The organism is Nocardioides albidus (genome assembly GCF_006335005.1).
Taxonomy (GTDB): Bacteria; Actinomycetota; Actinomycetes; order Propionibacteriales; family Nocardioidaceae; genus Nocardioides; species Nocardioides albidus.
Genome location: NZ_VDMP01000019.1, coordinates 18,194 through 35,582 on the forward strand (window position 1 = coordinate 18,194; position 17,389 = coordinate 35,582).

The 17,389-nt window shown below is 73.4% G+C and carries 13 protein-coding genes; 5 read left to right on the plus strand and 8 right to left on the minus strand.

Annotated features, from left to right (window positions below):
- Positions 1-965: phosphoglycerate dehydrogenase (gene serA, locus FHP29_RS06000; RefSeq protein WP_240044340.1), on the minus strand; the 965-nt coding region annotated here is incomplete at its 3' end.
- A 118-nt stretch (positions 966-1,083) separates the two neighbouring features.
- Here serA and FHP29_RS06005 point away from each other — a divergent pair.
- Positions 1,084-2,460, plus strand: coding sequence for an amidohydrolase family protein (locus FHP29_RS06005; protein WP_205013914.1), 1,377 nt, complete (start codon positions 1,084-1,086; stop codon positions 2,458-2,460).
- A 10-nt stretch (positions 2,461-2,470) separates the two neighbouring features.
- Here the strand turns inward: FHP29_RS06005 and FHP29_RS06010 are convergent, their stop codons facing one another.
- From FHP29_RS06010 to gabT, 3 genes are read right to left on the minus strand one after another with little or no spacing between them, the layout of a single operon-like run.
- Positions 2,471-3,853: an NAD-dependent succinate-semialdehyde dehydrogenase gene (locus FHP29_RS06010; RefSeq protein ID WP_139621950.1), complete on the minus strand. Its 1,383-nt coding sequence runs from the start codon at positions 3,851-3,853 to the stop codon at positions 2,471-2,473.
- A gap of 26 nt (positions 3,854-3,879) precedes the next feature.
- Positions 3,880-5,166: a Glu/Leu/Phe/Val family dehydrogenase gene (locus tag FHP29_RS06015; RefSeq protein ID WP_139621951.1), complete on the minus strand. Its 1,287-nt coding sequence runs from the start codon at positions 5,164-5,166 to the stop codon at positions 3,880-3,882.
- Entirely contained in the window at positions 5,166-6,521 is a 1,356-nt protein-coding gene (gene gabT, locus FHP29_RS06020; protein ID WP_139621952.1) for a 4-aminobutyrate--2-oxoglutarate transaminase, read from the minus strand. Before gabT ends, FHP29_RS06015 begins: the two co-directional genes overlap by 1 nt.
- Positions 6,522-6,634: 113 nt before the next feature.
- Here gabT and FHP29_RS06025 point away from each other — a divergent pair, with 113 nt between their 5' ends.
- Complete coding sequence (locus tag FHP29_RS06025; RefSeq protein WP_139621953.1) at positions 6,635-8,113, plus strand: helix-turn-helix domain-containing protein; 1,479 nt, start codon at positions 6,635-6,637, stop codon at positions 8,111-8,113.
- On the opposite strand, the gene FHP29_RS06030 is transcribed toward FHP29_RS06025, so the two are convergent.
- Positions 8,104-9,351, minus strand: a complete 1,248-nt coding sequence (locus FHP29_RS06030; RefSeq protein WP_240044341.1) for a class I adenylate-forming enzyme family protein — start codon at positions 9,349-9,351, stop codon at positions 8,104-8,106. The genes FHP29_RS06025 and FHP29_RS06030 overlap by 10 nt on opposite strands.
- A 22-nt stretch (positions 9,352-9,373) precedes the next feature.
- On the opposite strand from FHP29_RS06030, the gene coaE reads away from it, so the two are divergent.
- Both coaE and FHP29_RS06040 read left to right on the plus strand, forming a co-directional pair.
- The gene (gene coaE, locus FHP29_RS06035; RefSeq protein ID WP_139621955.1) at positions 9,374-9,958 is read left to right on the plus strand and encodes a dephospho-CoA kinase; all 585 of its coding nucleotides are present in this window, start codon (positions 9,374-9,376) and stop codon (positions 9,956-9,958) included.
- Positions 9,959-10,039: 81 nt separating this feature from the next.
- A complete protein-coding gene (locus tag FHP29_RS06040) occupies positions 10,040-11,698 on the plus strand; it encodes a long-chain fatty acid--CoA ligase (RefSeq protein ID WP_139621956.1) in 1,659 nt (552 codons plus the stop codon).
- A gap of 27 nt (positions 11,699-11,725) precedes the next feature.
- On the opposite strand, the gene FHP29_RS06045 is transcribed toward FHP29_RS06040, so the two are convergent.
- From FHP29_RS06045 to FHP29_RS06055, 3 genes are all read right to left on the minus strand, one after another.
- On the minus strand, positions 11,726-12,700 hold the full coding sequence (locus FHP29_RS06045; protein ID WP_139621957.1) for a sigma-70 family RNA polymerase sigma factor: 975 nt from the start codon (positions 12,698-12,700) through the stop codon (positions 11,726-11,728).
- A 163-nt stretch (positions 12,701-12,863) separates the two neighbouring features.
- The gene (locus tag FHP29_RS06050) at positions 12,864-15,032 is read right to left on the minus strand and encodes a S9 family peptidase (RefSeq protein WP_139621958.1); all 2,169 of its coding nucleotides are present in this window, start codon (positions 15,030-15,032) and stop codon (positions 12,864-12,866) included.
- 10 nt (positions 15,033-15,042) lie between these two features.
- Positions 15,043-16,410 (minus strand): DNA polymerase IV, encoded by a 1,368-nt coding sequence (locus tag FHP29_RS06055; protein WP_139621959.1) that lies wholly within the window; start codon positions 16,408-16,410, stop codon positions 15,043-15,045.
- 135 nt (positions 16,411-16,545) lie between these two features.
- Here FHP29_RS06055 and FHP29_RS06060 point away from each other — a divergent pair.
- The coding region (locus tag FHP29_RS06060) for a DUF4192 domain-containing protein (RefSeq protein ID WP_139622076.1) at positions 16,546-17,389 on the plus strand (844 nt) is incomplete at its 3' end.

Consider the following 17,389-nt stretch of genomic DNA (forward strand, 5'->3'; position numbering starts at 1 on the left):
GAAGGCTGGACGGCGGGCAGGTTGACCGAGAGGGCGGTGCTGCCCTCGAGCGCGAAGCGGGCGAGCTTCTCCGCGACGAACCAGCCGATCTCCTCCTGCGCCTCCTGCGTGGAGCCGCCGATGTGCGGGGTGAGGATGACGTTGTCGAGGCCGCGCAGCACGGAGTCGAACGGGTCGCCCTGGGCCTTCGGCTCGGCAGGGAAGACGTCGACCGCCGCCCCGGCGATGTGGCCGGACTCGAGGTGGTCGCGCAGGGCCTCGTAGTCGACGACCATGCCGCGCGAGGCGTTGATGAACATGGCCCGCGACTTCATCGCCGCGAACTCCGCGGCGCCGAAGAAGCCCGCGTTGCCGGGACGGCCGTCGACGTGGAGGCTGACGACGTCGGAGACGGCGAGCAGCTCCTTGAGCGACCGGACGCGCCGGGCCGTGCCGTGCGCCGGGCGGTCCGCGGTGTCGTAGAACACCACGTTGAGGCCCAGCGCCTCGGCGACGGTGGAGAGCTGGGTGCCGATGTTGCCGTAGCCCACGATGCCGAGGGTGCGCCCGCGCACCTCGTGGCTGCCCTTGGCGGACTTGTCCCACACGCCCTCGTGCATCCGCTGGGTCTTCTCCGGCAGCCGCCGCGCGAGCGCGATGATCTCGGCGATGACCAGCTCGACGACACTGCGGGTGTTGGAGTACGGCGCGTTGAAGACGCCGACTCCCTTCGCGGCGGCCGTCTTGAGGTCGACCTGGTTGGTGCCGATGCAGAAGCACCCGACCGCGACCAGGTCGCTGGTGGAGTCGAGGACCCTCGTCGTCACATTGGTGTTGGACCGCACGCCGAGCAGATGGACGCCCGGGAGAGCCGCGATGAGCTCGTCCTCGGACAGGGAGCCCGTGCGGAGCTCGACCTCGTAGCCGCGGGCCTCGAGGGTCTCGACGGCGGAGGGATGGATGTTCTCGAGCAGCAGTGCCTTCACGAGGAAACCCTACGGGCCGCCGGGTCCCGCGCCCGCACCGGGCCTCAGGGGTGGACACCTCGGCAACCTCGAATCGCCCTGGATCGGGGCGTCGCGGGAACGCGCGGAGAGGTCTACCGTGAGAAGCCACCTGTACGACGTCCCGGAGGTGGTGTCGATGTGTGACGAGAGCGCCGAGATCCCCGGCTCCATCCGATCCGTGGTGACCAGACGCGGCGTCCTGGCCGGTGCCGCCGCCCTCGCGGGCGTGGGCAGCATGGCCTCGGCCGCCGAGGGTGCGTCGCGCTCCGCGCGCCGAGCGCCGGGGCGACGGTTCCCGGGCCGCCCGCCGGTTCCGCCGCCCGTCGTCGTGGAGGGCGGGCCGCTGCTGGATCCGTTGACCGGCGACGTCGTCGAGGACGCCGTCGTGGTCCTCGCCGAGGGCCGCGTGCTCGCCGCCGGCAGCAGGGACGCGACGGCGGCCGCGGTCCGGCAGGTGTCCGGTCGGGCGCGCACGATCGACGCGGCGGGCGGCTGGATCCTGCCGGGCCTGATCGACGTCCACGTCCACGTCAATGCGCTCGCCGACGCCGTCGGCGTGCTGCGCGCGGGCGCGACGTCGATCCGGAGCGGGACCTCGAACTTCTACCAGGACGTGGCGATGCGCCCCCTGACCCGCTGGAAGCCGGGCGCCGTCCCGCGGATGCGGGCGGCCGGTGTCTTCGTGTCACCCGACCTCGGCGACACGGTGCTGGCCGATCCCGACCTCGCCCCACTGGCGAGCCTGGCCGACGGCGTCCGGTCGCCCGAGGCGCTGGCCTATCTCACCCGGGTCAACCTGGACCGCGACGTCGACGTCGTGAAGACCCGGGCGAACCCGCGAGCGGGCATCCCCGAGCAGGACCCGCTCGAGCTCGTGTACGACGAGACCCAACTGCGGGCGGTGGTCGACGCGGCCCGCCGCGGTGATGCCCCGGTGCTCTGCCACGCCTACAGTGCCGAGGGCTGCCACGGCGCGGTCCGTGCCGGCATCAGGAGCCTCGAGCACGGCGTGTTCGTCACCGAGGAGACCCTCGATCTGATGACCCGCCGCGGGACCTACTTCACCCCGACCCTCGGGCCGATCCTGGGGCTGGCGGACTCGCCGAATCCGATCCTCGCCCAGCGGGGACGCGACTACGGACCGGTGCTGAAGGCGGCGGTGCTGCGCGCGCACGAGCTCGGCATCCCCGTCGTGGCCGGCACCGACACCTTCGGCACGGCCACGCGGTCGATCGGCAGCGAGGTGCGGCTGATCGGCGAGACGGGAGTCCCTGCTCTCGACGCGCTGCGGGGCGCAACGACGACGGCGGCCCGCCTGCTCGGCTGGGAGGACCGGATCGGTCGGCTCGTCCCCGGACACCTGGCCGACCTGGTCGTCATCGACGGCAGCCCGCTCGACGACCTGGCGGCCGTCGAGCGGGTGCAGGTGGTCGTCGCCCAGGGCGAGGTCGTCCGCGACGACCTCGCCGCCTGAGCGACGGGGCTCAGCTCCAGTCGACGCTGAAGTAGCGCGTCTCCTGGTACTCCCGGATGCCCTCGTGGGCACCCTCGCGGCCGATGCCGCTCTGCTTGACGCCACCGAACGGGGCGGCGGGGTCGGAGACGATACCGCGGTTGATGCCGATCATCCCGGCCTCGATCCGCTCGCCCAGACGCAGCGCGTCCTGGAGGCGCCCGGCGTACACGTAGGCCGCGAGGCCGAACTCGGTGTCGTTGACCGAGGCGAGCAGCGCCTCCTCGTCGGTCCAGGTCACGATCGGGGCGACCGGGCCGAAGATCTCCTCCGAGAGGATCGGCGCACCGACGGGTACGTCGACCAGGATCGTCGGCGGGAAGAACCAGCCCTTCTCGGGCACCGTGCCCTGGACGGCCACGCGGGCGCCGTCGGCGACCGCGGCGTCGACCAGCTTGGTGATCCCGGTCAGCGCCTTGTCGCTGATGACCGGGCCGATCTGGTTGGACTCGTCGCTCGACGGGCCGACCTTGAGGGCCGCGACGGCAGCGCCGAACTTCTCGACGAACTCCTCGGCGACGTCGGCGTGCACGTAGAACCGGTTGGCCGCGGTGCAGGCCTGACCGCCGCCGCGGAACTTCGCGATCATGGCGCCGGCGACGGCCGCGTCGATGTCGGCGTCGGCCGTGACGACGAACGGCGCGTTGCCGCCGAGCTCCATGCTGGTGTTCATCACCCGGTCGGCGGCCTGGCGCAGCAGCATGCGTCCCACGCCGGTGGAGCCGGTGAAGCTGACCTTGCGGACGCGGGGGTCCTCCAGCCAGGTGGTCACGACCGCGGCGGCGTCGGTGGTCGGGACCACGTTGACCACGCCGTCGGGAACGCCGGCCTCGGTCAGGATGCGGGCCACGGCCAGCGCCGTCAGCGGGGTCTCCGCGGCGGGCTTGAGCACGACGGTGCATCCGGCGCCGAGGGCGGGCGCGATCTTGCGGGTCGCCATCGCGGCCGGGAAGTTCCACGGCGTGATCAGCGCGGCGACGCCGACCGGCACGTGCGTGACCATGGTCTTGGCGTTGCCGGCCGGCGCGTCGGCGTACGTCCCCTCGCCGCGGACGGTCTCCTCGCTGAACCAGCGGAAGAACTCGGCGGCGTAGGTGACCTCGGCGCGGGCGTCGGCCACGGACTTGCCGTTCTCCGAGGCGATCAGGCCGGTGAGCAGGTCGGCGTCGCGGATCATCAGGTCGTAGCAGCGGCGCAGGATCTCGGCGCGGACCCGGGCGGGCGTGGCCGCCCAGGCGGGGAAGGCGGCCGCGGCCGCGTCGACGGCGCGGGTCGCGTCCTCGACGGTGCCGTCGGTGACGGTGTCGATGACCTCGCCGGTGGCGGGGTCGAGCACCTCGAAGGTGTCGGTCATGGTGTGTCTCCAGACGTGGGTGGGGATCAGGGGTAGAGGCCGCGCAGCTGGTGCGCCTGGGCTACGCGCTCCACGGCCAGGCAGGTCGCGGCGGTGCGCAGGGGGACGTCGAGGCGGGTGGCGGCGGCGTTGACCGAGTCCCACGCGGCGAGCATCCGCTCGGCCAGGCGGGCCTCGACCTCGTTCTCGCTCCACCAGTAGGCCTGGTTGGCCTGCACCCACTCGAAGTAGGACACGATCACGCCGCCGGCGTTGGCCAGGATGTCCGGTACGACGAGTGCGCCGGCCTCGGCCAGGATGCGGTCGGCCTCGGGGGTGGTGGGTCCGTTCGCGCCCTCGACGATGACCTTGGCCTTGACCCGGTCGGCGTTGTCGGCGCGGAGCACGCCCTCGACCGCGGCCGGGACCAGCAGGTCGACCTCGGCCTCGAGCACCAGGTCCGCGGGGACCTCCTCGCCGCCGGCGAAGCCGACGACCGAGCCGGTCGCGTCGACGTGGGCCTCGAGGGCGACGATGTCGAGACCGCCCTCGGCGTGCACGGCGCCGTACTGGTCGGACACGACGAGCACCCGGGTGCCGGCCTCGGCGAGGAAGCGGGCGGCGTACCGGCCCACCTTGCCGAAGCCCTGCACCGACGCGGTGGCGTCGGCCGGGTCGATGCCGCGCGAGAGCAGGGCCGCGATGGCGACGTGGACGACACCGCGCGAGGTGGCGGTGGCCCGTCCGCGGGAGCCGCCCAGGCTGATCGGCTTGCCGGTGGTGACACCGAGGACGGTGTGGCCCTGCTGGACGGAGTAGGTGTCCATGAGCCAGGCCATCGTGCGCTCGTCGGTGCCGATGTCGGGGGCCGGGATGTCGCGCTCGGGGCCGATGAGCGGGCTGATCTCGCTGGTGTAGCGGCGGGTGACCCGCTCCAGCTCGGCGGCGGAGTAGTTGCGCGGGTCGATCCGGACGCCGCCCTTCGCGCCGCCGTAGGGCACGTCGAGCAGGGCGCACTTCCAGGTCATCCACATCGCCAGGGCGCGGACCTCGTCGAGGTCGACGTCGGGGGAGTAGCGCAGACCGCCCTTGGCCGGGCCGCGGGAGAAGTTGTGCTGCACCCGGTGACCGACGAACAGCTCGGTGGTGCCGTCGTCGCGCCGCAGCGGGATGCTGACCGTCACCTCGCGGCGCGGGGTGGCCAGCATCTGGTGCAGGCCCTCGTCGTAGCCGAGCAGGGTGGTGGCCTCCCGCAGCTGCGTGCGGGCGTCCGCCAGCGGCCCGTTACCGGTCAGCGTCTGATCTGCGGTGTCGGGCTCGTGGAGCGCGGTCATCAGCCCTCCTGCCGCGTCTCTGCGAAGATGCCGGCGAGGAGCTCGAGCGCCTCGTCGAGCAGGTGGTCGGGCATCGACAGCGGCGGCAGGAAGCGCAGCACGTTGCCGTAGGTGCCGCAGGTCAGCACGACCATGCCCTGCGCGTTGGCGGCGGCGGCGACCTTCTTGGTCAGGTCGGCGTCGGGCTCGGTGGTGCCGGGCTTGACCAGCTCGACGGCGATCATCGCGCCGCGGCCTCGGACGTCGCCGATGCGCGGGTCCTGCTCCTGGAGCGCGGCGAGCCGCTCGGTCATGGTCTTGCCGATGGTCCGGGCGCGGTCGACCAGGCCCTCGGCCTCGATCGTCTCGAAGACCGCGAGCGCGGCGGCGCAGGCGAGCGGGTTGCCGCCGTAGGTGCCACCGAGGCCGCCGGGGTGGGCGGCGTCCATGATCTCGGCGCGGCCGGTGACGGCGGCGAGCGGGAGGCCGCCGGCGATGCCCTTGGCGGTCACGATCAGGTCGGGGACGATGCCCTCGTGGTCGCAGGCGAACAGCTCGCCGGTGCGGGCGAAGCCGGTCTGCACCTCGTCGGCGACGAAGACGACGCCGTTGGCGCGGCACCACTCGACGATGGCCGGCAGGAAGCCCTCGGCGGGGACGATGAAGCCACCCTCGCCCTGGATGGGCTCGATGACGACGGCGGCGAGGTTCTCGGCGCCGACCTGCTTCTCGATGACGTCGATGGCCCTGCGCGCGGCCTCGGCGCCGTCGCGCCCGCCGTCACGGAAGGGGTAGGAGAGCGGGGCGCGGTAGACCTCGGAGGCGAAGGGGCCGAAGCCCTTCTTGTAGGGCATGTTCTTCGCCGTCATCGCCATGGTGAGGTTCGTGCGGCCGTGGTAGGCGTGGTCGAAGACGACGACGCCCTGCTTGCCGGTGGCCGAGCGCGCGATCTTGACGGCGTTCTCGACCGCCTCGGCGCCGGCGTTGAAGAGCGCGGTGCGCTTCTCGTGGGTGCCCGGCGTGAGCTCGTTGAGCTTCTCGGCGACGGCGACGTAGCCCTCGTAGGGGGTGACCATGAAGCAGGTGTGGGTGAACTCGGCGACCTGGCGAGTCACGGCCTCGACCACGCGCGGGGCGCTGTTGCCGACGGTGGTGACCGCGATGCCGGAGCCGAGGTCGATCAGCTGGTTGCCGTCGGCGTCGACCAGGATGCCGCCGCCGGCGGCGACGACCTGGACCGGAAGGCCGACCGCGACGCCGGAGGCGACGGCCTTGGCCTTGCGCGCGGCGAGCTCCTGGGAGCGCGGGCCGGGGATGGCGGTGACGAGGCGTCGCTCCTGGGTGATGCTGGGGCCGCCGGTGGGCTGCTGGCTCATGGGAAGTCCTTGTCGTCGAGGGGACGGTATGTCTCGACGGTAGGACGGCGGACCTCCGGCCGCCATGCCCCGGTTGCACAATCTCGACAACCTGATTGTGCGAGAATGGCGTCATGGTGATGGCGGCCGACCTCGTCGCGGTGCCGGCCCTGGGGCTGCGGGCGGTGCACGTCTCCGACGGCCCCCCGCTGCGGTGGGTGGCGACCAGCGAGCTGCCGGATCCGACGCCCTTCCTCGAGGGTGGCGAGCTCCTGCTGACCACGGGTCTCGGCACCCGTGGGTGGAGCGACCAGTGGTCGGCGTACGTCGCTCGGCTGGCCGCGGCGGGCGCCGCCGGCCTCGGCGTCGGCATCGGGCTGACCTACAGCAGGCTGCCGGAGGTCCTCGTCGAGGCCTGCCGCGCTCACGACCTGACCCTCCTGGAGGTGCCGCGCGAGACGGCCTTCGTCGCGGTGTCGCGGGCCGCCGCCGAGCTGCTCCAGGACCAGGAGGCCGCCTCGACCCGGCTCGCCCTGGACCTGCAGCGCCGGCTGACCCGAGCCGCGCTGGGTCTGGACCTGCGCCCGCTGCTGGAGCGCCTGGCCCAGCTGCTCGACGCCACCGTCGTCCTCGTGCACCGCGACGGCGAGCCCGCCGACGGACCGTTCGGGGCCGGCACCGGGGGGCTCGACCTGGGGTTGGTGCGAGCCGAGGTCGCCGGCATCAAGGGACAGGGCCTGGGGGCCGTGTCCACGACCGCCCGCGACGGCGCCACCACCGTCGTCCGCCCCATCGGCCTGGCCGGTCGCCCCGAGCTCTACCTCGCGGTGTCCCTGCCCGGGCCGATCGACGAGCCGCAGCGCTCCGCCGTGAGCACGGCGGCGGTCCTGCTGAGCCTGGCCGTCGAGCGCCGTGCGGAGCGGCGGGCGGCGGAGCGGCGGCTGCGCGGGCGCGCCCTCGAGCTGCTCTGCTCGGGCGACCTGCGCTCCGCCGAGGTGCTGCTCGAGGTCGCCGAGAGCGGCCGGCCGGTGCCCGAGCGGCTGCGCGTCGTACGGATGACGGGACCGGAGGAGGTGCTGGGCGACGTGCTCGGTCGGATCGAGGACGACCTCGCCGACGACGGCGTGCTCGCCGGGACGGTCGACGGCGACCTGCTCGTGGTCGCCGCGCCGACGCGGGTCGCCGGCGTGCTCGCGGCCGCCACCGGACTTCGAGCCGGAGTCGGGCGGGCAGTCGCGGCGCAGGACGCGCGGCGCAGCGCGGAGACCGCGAGCCACGCCCTCGACCGCACGACCGCGACGAGCCCGGTCCGGCGCTGGGAGGACGTCGCCGACGCCGGCCCCCTCGCGCTCGTGCCCGAGGCGCTCGGCCAGGAGTACGCCGCGAGCCTGCTCGCCCCGCTCGACACCGAGCACCGCACCACCCTGGCCGCCTTCCTCCGTCACCACGGCTCCCGCGGCGCCGTCGCCGACGACCTCGGCATCCACCGCAACACCGTCCGCAACCGGCTGACGGAGATCGAGCGGCTGACCGGGCTCGATCTCGACGACCCGGCGGCTCGGGTCGGAGCCTGGCTGGCGCTGGAGCTCGCGGCCGAGGGCCCTCAGGACTGAGCGCGCAGCTGGTCGCGGCGTACCTTGCCGGTCAGCGTGCGCGGGAGCTCGGCCCAGAAGACGTACTCCTTGGGCCGCTTCGGCGGGGCGAGCTGCTCGCGGGCGAACGCGCGCAGCGTCTCCTCGGACGCCCCGGCGCCGGTGACCACGACGGCGGCGCAGACGCGCTGGCCCCACTGCGGGTCGTCGCGGCCGTAGACCGCGACGTCGGCGACGCCGGGACAGGTGCCGAGGACCTGCTCGACCTCGGTCGGGTAGACGTTGACCCCGCCGCTGATGACGAGGTCCTCACGGCGGCCGTCGAGGTAGAGGTAGCCGTCCTCGTCGATCCGTCCGAGGTCGCCGACGGTGAAGGCGGGGCCTTCGGGCGTGGAGCGCCACGCCGCCGCCGTCTTCTCCGGGGCGCCGTAGTAGGTGAAGCGCGCGAACGACGGCACGGTGCACCAGATCGTCCCGTCCGGGTCCGTGCTCAGCGTGCGTCCGGGCCGCGCGCGGCCGACCGTGCCGGGCCGCTCCAGCCACTCCTCGCTGCGACAGGCCGTGAACTGGCCCTCGGTCGAGCCGTAGAACTCCCAGGTCGACCCGGGTGGGAAGGCGTCGATCAGCCGGTGCTTGAGCTCGGTCGGGCAGGGCGCACCCGCGTGGGCGACCAGCCGGAAGCAGGACAGGTCGGGCGTGCCGTGCTCGTCCCAGTGCGCGAGGAGGCGCTGCAGGTGGGTCGGCACGCAGAACATCGTGGTCGGCCGCTCCGCCTCGATCACCGCCGTCACCGTCGCCGGGTCGAACGGGCCCGGGATCACGATGCGGCCCCCGGCGAGGATCGTGCCCATCGCGAACCGCAGCGGCGCCGAGTGGTAGAGCGGGCTGAGCACGAGGTTCACGTCGTCGCGGGAGAAGCCCCACAACGCGCGCTCCTCGGCGACCAGCGCCTCGGCGTCCTGAGGTGTCAGCAGCCCCGAGTAGACACCCTTCGGCACGCCCGTCGTCCCGCTGGTGCAGTGCATCGGCCGGCCCAGGGGCAGCCCGGGCTCCGGGAGGGGCGCCACGAGCGCCGCCAGCTCCTGCGTCGTCCGGACGACGGCCGTCGGGTCCAGCCCCGCGAGGATCCGCTCCCGCTCGGCGGGCGTCAGCCGCGGGTCGAGCGGGATCGGGAAGACGCCGGCCGTGAGCATCCGCAGCACCGCGTCGACGTAGGCCTGCGAGCCCGGGACGAGCAGGGCGACGCGGTCGTTCTCCACGGCTTCACAGTAGGGTCCGCGTGTGCGCGTCGGACTGACCGGGGGGATCGCCTCGGGGAAGAGCACCGTCTCATCGATCCTGCGGGAGCTGGGGGCGGTCGTCATCGACGCCGACCAGATCGCCCGCGAGGTCGTGGCCAAGGGCACGCCGGGTCTCGCGGCCGTCGTCGAGGCGTTCGGCGCGGAGATGCTGACACCGGACGGCGAGCTCGACCGGCCGAGGATGGGAGCGCTCGTGTTCGGCGACGAGGCAGCCCGCCGCCGCCTCGAGGGGATCGTGCACCCGCTCGTCTTCGAGAGGTACGCCGAGCTCGAGGCCGCCGCGCCCGCGGACGGCATCGTCGTGCACGACATCCCCCTGCTGGTCGAGTCCGGCAGGGCGGCGGAGTTCGACGCGGTGATCGTCGTCGACGCGCCCGTCGAGACCCAGGTCGAGCGGATGGTCCGCGACCGCGGCTGGACCGAGGACGAGGCGCACGCCCGGATCGCGGCCCAGGCCACCCGTGAGCAGCGGCGGGTCGTGGCGACGTACCTGATCGAGAACACCGGCACGCTGGAGGACCTGCGCCGCGCGGTGGTCGAGGTGTTCGAGGACCTGACCGCCTGACCGGCTGACGACCGGACCGCCTCTGGCCGGTCCGGACGAAACCGGCCACGATGGTGACCCTCGTCTCTCCAGGAGGTCACCATGCTCAGCACCATGCAGGACGAGCCGCTGTCCGTCGCCACCCTGCTGCGGCACGCCAGCACGGCGAAGGCCCACGGCCAGGTCGCCACCTGGACCGGCGAGGACGTGCGCCGGATGGACTACGGGCGGCTCGGCGAGCAGGCCGCCCGCCTGGCCCACGCCCTCAGGTCCCTCGGCGTCGGGACGGGGGACCGGGTCGCGACGTTCATGTGGAACAACAACGAGCACCTCGTCGCCTACGTGGCGATCCCCGCGATGGGGGCCGTGCTCCACGCCCTCAACATCCGGCTCTTCCCCGAGCAGCTCACCTTCGTCGCCAACCATGCCGCGGACAAGGTGGTCCTGGTCGACGGCAGCCTGGTGCCCCTGCTCGCGCCGCGGCTCGCGGAGATGACGACGGTCGAGCACGTCATCGTCGTCAACGGCGATCCCGCCGCGCTCGAGGCGCCGGCCGGCGTCACCGTGCACGGGTACGACGACATCGTCGGCGCCCAGGCGACTGAGTTCGACTTCCCGGTCGTCGACGAGCGCTCGGCCGCGGCGATGTGCTACACCTCCGGCACCACGGGCGACCCGAAGGGCGTCGTCTACTCGCACCGCTCGACGATCCTGCACTCGATGCACGTGCTCACCGGTGACGGCATGGGCCTGTGCGCACGCGACAACGTGCTCGCGATCGTGCCGATGTTCCACGCCAACGCGTGGGGTCTGCCGTACGCCGCGCTCATGGCCGGCACGTCGATGCTGATGCCCGACCGGTTCCTCCAGCCCGAGCCCGTGCTGGCGATGATGGCCGCCGAGCGACCGACGTTCGCGGCGGCCGTCCCGACGATCTGGACCGGCGTGCTCGCACAGCTCGCGGCGCACCCCCAGGACATCACCCATCTCCGGGACGTGATCGTGGGCGGCTCCGCGGTCCCGCCGAGCATGATGCGCACCTTCGAGGAGACCTACGGCGTCCGGGTGCTCCACGCGTGGGGGATGACCGAGACCTCGCCGCTGGGCAGCGTCGCGCACCCGCCGCCGGGGCTCAGCGCCGAGGAGGAGTGGCCCTACCGGATCTCGCAGGGCCAGTTCCCCGTGCAGGTGCGGGCGCGGCTCGTCGACGACGACGGCGCCGTCGTCCCGCACGACGGCGAGAGCCTCGGCGAGCTTCAGGTCCGGGGGCCGTGGATCACCGGCTCCTACTACTCTCCCGACGGCGTGGCCGTCGACGAGGCCCGCTTCCACGACGGCTGGCTGCGCACCGGCGACGTCGGCCGGATCACCCCGGACGGCTATCTCACCCTCGTCGACCGGTCGAAGGACGTCATCAAGTCCGGCGGCGAGTGGATCTCGTCGGTGGAGATGGAGAACGCCGTGATGGCGCACCCCGCGGTCGTCGAGGCGGCCGTGATCGGCGTACCCGACCCCGACTGGGACGAGCGACCGCTCGTCGCCGTCGTGCTGGCGGAGGGCGCCGAGGTGGGTGCCGAGGAGCTGCGCTCGTCCATCGCCGACCGCTTCGCGCGCTGGCAGCTGCCCGAGCGCTGGGCCTTCGTCGCGGAGGTGCCGAAGACGAGCGTCGGGAAGTTCGACAAGAAGGTGATCCGCCGACAGTTCGCGGACGGGGCCCTCGAGGTCGTCACGCTCGAGGGGCCCCGCCCGCGGGTGGTCTGAGCCGGGATCAGCCGGGGTCAGCCGGGATCAGGCGGCCATGTCGGGGTCGCCGAGGCGGCGCAGCTTCTGCAGCGCCTCCCGCTCGAGCTGGCGGACCCGCTCGGCGGAGATGCCGTGCTTGACGCCGATGTCGGCCAGCTTGTGCTGGCGACCGTCCACCAGGCCGTAGCGCGAGCGGATGATGTCGGCGGCCCGCTCGTCGAGCTGGTCGACCAGGTTGTTGAGCCGGTCGCGCGCCTCGGTGTCGAGGAAGGTGAGGTCGGGTCCGGGCGCGGTCTCCTGGGCCATCAGGTCGCCGAGCGAGGTGTCGCCGTCCTCGTCGACCGGAGTGTCGAGGCTGACGTGCTCGCGGCCCCAGGCCATCAGGTCCAGGACGCGGTCGACCTCGAGGCCGAGCTCGGCGGCGATCTCGGCCGGCTCCGGGTCGCGGCCCAGCTGACGCTCGAGGGTACGGCGAGCGCCGCCGACCTGGTTGAGCTCCTCGACCACGTGCACGGGCAGCCGGACCACACGGGCCTGCTGCGCGATGCCGCGGGTGATCGCCTGACGGACCCACCAGGTGGCGTAGGTGGAGAACTTGTAGCCCTTGGCGTAGTCGAACTTCTCGACCGCGCGGATCAGGCCGGTGTTGCCCTCCTGGATCAGGTCGAGCATCGGCATCTGGGCCCGGCCGTACTTGCGGGCGATGGAGACCACGAGGCGCAGGTTGGCGTTGATGAACTCGGTGACGGCCTTGCGGCCCTCCTCGGCGATCCACTCCAGCTCGGCCTGGGTGGCCTGCTTGGGCGCGCCGCCCTTGCGGCGGCCGATCCGGCCCTCGGCGAGCAGGTGCTCGGCGTACAGGCCCGCCTCGATCGCCTTGGCGAGCTCGACCTCGCGGGCGGCGTCGAGCAGCGGCGTGCGCGCGATCTCGTCGAGATACAGCCCGACGCTGTCGCGCCCCTCGATCTCGCGTCCGGTGTTGCGAGTCCTCTTCATCGTCGCGGTCATCGTCGCTGCCATGGCGTCCCTCCTTGCCCGTGCGGTCTGGAGCCCATCCGCACCTGTGGTTCCCAACACCGGGGAGGTACCCCGGATTCCCCAGGACCTTCGGGTGTTGCTCTCACCGGGATTGACGTCCGGGAAACCGCGGAAGTTGCGCCAGAGGAGGAATCTCAGGGAGTTCTCAACTTGCCGGGCCCGCGTCGGCAAGGCCGAGCCGGTCCAGGATCCACGCGAGGGAGAACGCACGGTCCTCCCACGCGCGGTAGCGGCCCGAGACGCCGCCGTGCCCGGCGGCCATCTCGGTGCGCAGCAGGACGTCCGCGTGCGGGGCGCGCTCGCGCAGCCGGGCCACCCACTTCGCCGGCTCGACGTAGAGCACGCGGGTGTCGTTGAGCGAGGTCTCGGCGAGGATCGGCGGGTAGGGCAGGTCGGCGACGTTCTCGTAGGGCGCGTAGCCGGCGATCCGCTCGTAGGCCTCCGGGTCGTCGCTCGGGTTGCCCCACTCGTCGTACTCGGGGATCGTCAGCGGCAGGCTCGCGTCGAGCATCGTGGTCAGCGTGTCGACGAACGGCACCCCGGCGACGAACCCGCCGAACGACGCGGGCGCCTGGTTGGCGACCGCGCCGATGAGCAGGCCGCCGGCGCTGGCTCCCTCGGCGACGATCCGATCCGGCGTGGTCCAGCCGGTCTCGACGAGGTGACGGGCCGCGGCGATGAAGTCGTCGAAGGTGTGCTGCTTGTGCTCGAGCTTGCCGTCGTCGTACCAGTGCCGGCCCATCTCGCCGCCGCCGCGCACGTGCGCGATGGCGAAGGCCGCACCCCGGTCGAGCAGCGAGAGGCGGGCGACGGAGAAGTACGGATCCATCGACGCCTCGTAGGCGCCGTAGCCGTAGAGGTGGATCGGGACCGGCTCCGTGGTCCGCACCCCCTTGCGCACGACCAGTGAGATCGGGACCTGCGCCCCGCCGGTCGACGGCGCCCAGAGCCGGTGCTCCTCGTAGTCGGCGGGGTCGTAGCCGCCGAGCACGGGGGCCTGCTTGCGCAAGACCAGCTCTCCGGTGCGCAGGTCGTGGTCGTAGACCGCGGAGGGGTGCGCGAGGCTGGTCATCCCGACCCGGATGGTCGGCTGCTCGAAGGAGGGGTTGCTGCCCGCGCCGACGGTGGCCAGCTCGCCGGGGAACTCCACGAGCCGGTCGCCGGTGACCGGCGACTCCGGGTCGTCGCCGAGGTCGAGGATCCGCACCTGGCTGCTGCCGCCGCTGCGCTGCTGGACGACCAGATGGCTCGCGAAGGCATCGACGTCCTCGAGGCGGACCGCGAGGTCGTGGGGGAGCAGCGGCCTCCAGTCCGCCGGCGCCGTGGGTACGGCGGGCGCGTGGCCGAGCTCGAACTCGGGTCCCGTCGCGTTGTGCAGGACCAGGAACCGGTCCTCGCCCCCGACGACGGCGTGCTCGAGGGAGTACTCGACGCCGTCGGTGCGCTCGGCGAAGCACACGGGCCTCGCCTCCGGGTCGCTCGCGTCGAGGACGTGGAACTCGGAGGTGGTCTTGGAGCTGGCCGCGATCATCACGTAGCGGCGGCTGCGGGTGCGCCCGACGCCGACGAAGTAGCGCCCGTCGGGCTCGTGGAAGACCAGCTCGTCGTCGGCCTGGGCGGTCCCGAGCCGGTGGCGCCACACCTTGTCGGGCCGCCAGGCCTCGTCGACGGTCGTGTAGTAGAAGTGGTCCGCCGCGCCCGCGTCGGACACGCCACCCCACGTGACGCCGCCGAGGACGTCGGTGAGCACGTCCTCGTGCAGCTCGCGGGTGGCCAGGTCGAGGACCCGCACCGTGTAGCGCTCGTCGCCGACGACGTCGACGGCGTAGGCCAGCAACCGGTCGTCGGGGCTGACCGCGGAGCCGCCGAGGCTGAAGAACTCGTGGCCCTCGGCGAGCGCGTCGAGGTCGAGCAGCACCTCCTCGCCGGGCAGGGCGGGCTCGTCGGGGCTCGCGCCGGCGGCGGGCTGCGGGGGAGTCCAGTCGTCGGGGTCCGTCACCGGGACGCGGCAGCTGGCGCCGTACTGGCGGCCCTCGAAGGAGCGGCCGTAGTACCAATGACCGCGCACCCGCGTGGGGACCGACAGGTCGGTCTCGAGCGTGCGGGCCTTGATCTCGTCGTAGATCCGCCCGCGCAGCTCGGCCAGATGGGCGGTCCGCGCCTGGGTGTAGGCGTTCTCGGCCTCGAGGTGCTCGATGACCGCCGGGTCCTCCTTGGCGCGCAGCCACTCGTACTCGTCGGTGCGGGTGTGGCCGTGGTGGGTCGTGGTGAGCGGGCGGCGCGGCGCGACGGGCGGGACGGGCTGATCGGACATGCCGGGAACGCTACTGCTCCTCCGGTTGCTCCTCCGACGGCGGGCGCCAGCGGGCGAGGTCGGGGTCGTCGGCCCGGAACGAGCGCACCGGCCCGGGCGGCGTGTCGGCGGTCTCGAAGCGCACCGTGACCACCCCCCGACCCGAGCCCCACACCCAGCCCCGGCCGTGCTCGGCGTGCACGACGTCCATGCCCGGGGCCCAGCTCGCCGGCCTCGGATCGCGCCACCGGGCGCCGGCCTGCCCGGGGTCGACGGCGGGTACGGCGTCCGCGGGCTCCTCCGGCGTACCGGACTCCGCGTCCTCGACGGCGGCGAAGAGGTCGTCCTGGATCCAGTCGGCGAGGCCGGACACGCCGACCCCGAGCAGGCGCACCCCGCCGGAGGTGTCGAGGTCCTCGAGGAGGGATCGGGCCAGGCGCGCGACCGTCGCGGGATCGTCGGTGGGGGCGGGCAGCGTGGAGGAGCGGCTCAGCGTGGTGAAGTCGTAGAGGCGGACCTTGAGGGAGACCGTGCGCCCGGACAGGCCGCTGGTCCTCAGCCGCTGGGCGACCTCGCCCGCCTGGCGGGTCACGATGGCGCTCATCTGCGCCCGGTCGGTGAGGTCGCTCTCGTAGGTGCCCTCGACGCTGACCGACTTGGTCTCCCGGTCCGGGACCACCGCCCGGTCGTCCTCGGCCCGCGCCAGGTGGAACAGGCCCTGGCCCTGGGCCTTCCCGACGAGGCGGACCAGCTCCTCCTGACTGACCCGCTCCAGCTCAGCGACCGTGTGCACGCCGGCCCGGCGCAGACGCTCGACCGTCGCCGGTCCCACGCCGGGGATGACCGACACGTGCAGCGGGCGGAGCAGCTCCAGCTCGGTCCCCGGCTCGATCACGACGAGCCCGTCGGGCTTGCGCAGGTCGCTGGCGATCTTGGCCAGGAACTTCGACGAGGCGACGCCGACGGACGCGGTCAGGCCGCCGGTCACCTCGCGGACCCGGGTCCGCAGCTCCTCGGCGAGGGCCGTCACCGTCGCGACCTCGAGATCGGGGAGCCCGGCCTCGGCCAGGTCGACGAAGGCCTCGTCGAGGGACAGCGGCTCGACCAGCGGGGAGCACTCGCGCAACACCCGCATGACCTGTGCGCTGGTCGCGCGATAGGCCTCGAACCGCCCGGAGAGGTAGGCCGCGTTCGGGCACCGGGCCCGTGCCTCGCGGGTCGACATCGCGGAGCGCACGCCGAAGACCCGTGCCTCGTACGACGCCGTCGACACCACGCCCCGGCCGCCGGTGCCGCCCACGACGACCGGCTTGCCGCGCAGCGAGGGCTTGTCACGCTGCTCCACGGCCGCGAAGAACGCGTCGAGGTCCAGGTGGAGGACCGAGGCATGGGGGCGCATGACGACGCCACGTTAGTCGTCACCAGTGACAGGGGGAGCCGTCGAGTGTCCCCAGGGCGCGCGTGACGGGTGGTCCTCCACAGGCTCCTCGCCGCTCGGCCGCCGGAGTCGCCCGTCCCGGCCACGGTGATCGTCATGACCACTCCCACCTCCGCCTCCTCACCGTTCCGCCGTCCCGCCGCCATGACCGCGCGCCGACCCGAGGACCTGATCGCCGCCGCGCCCGTGGTGCTCGGGTTCTGGCCCGAGCGCTCGGTCGTGCTGATGACCTTCGGCGCCCGTCATCCGTTCCACGCCCGCATCGACATCCCACCCGACGCCGCGTGCGACATCGGGGTGTGCCGCGACCTCGAGCGGACGCTGCTCGAGCCCGCCGTGCGCCACGGCGCGACCCATGTGATCGTGCTGTACTTCACCGACGAGCCGACGGCGGCCGAGGCGGTGCACCGGTCGCTGCGCCGGGCGTGCCGGCGATCGGGACTGGTCCTGCTCACGGCGCTCCTGGCCGAGGCCACGCACTACCGCGACCTCGAACATCCCGACCCCGCCGCGCGGTCCCACCGTCGGCCCTACGACGTGACGGCGCACCCGTTCGTCGTCGACGCGATCGTGTCGGGGCGCCTGGCCCACCGCTCCCGCGACGACCTCGTGGCCTCGCTCGACACGGACCCGGCCGCCGCCGCGGCGGTCGCCGAGGCCCTGGTCGCCGGCCGGTTCGCCGACGAGGGGATGCCGACGAGCGGGCGGGCGATCCGCGACGCGGGGGAGTGGGTGCTCGCCCTGGTGCGGCGACTGATCGCCGCCGGCGACCTGCCGGGCGACGGCGACCTGGCCCGCCTCCTGTGGGTCGTCCAGGCGACCCGGGTGCGCGACGCCGCCTGGTCCCACCTGGGCCGGCACAACGCCGAGGACCACGTCCGGCTGTGGACCGACGCGGTGCGCCGGGCCCCCGAGCCGCTCGTCGCCGCTCCGGCGGCGC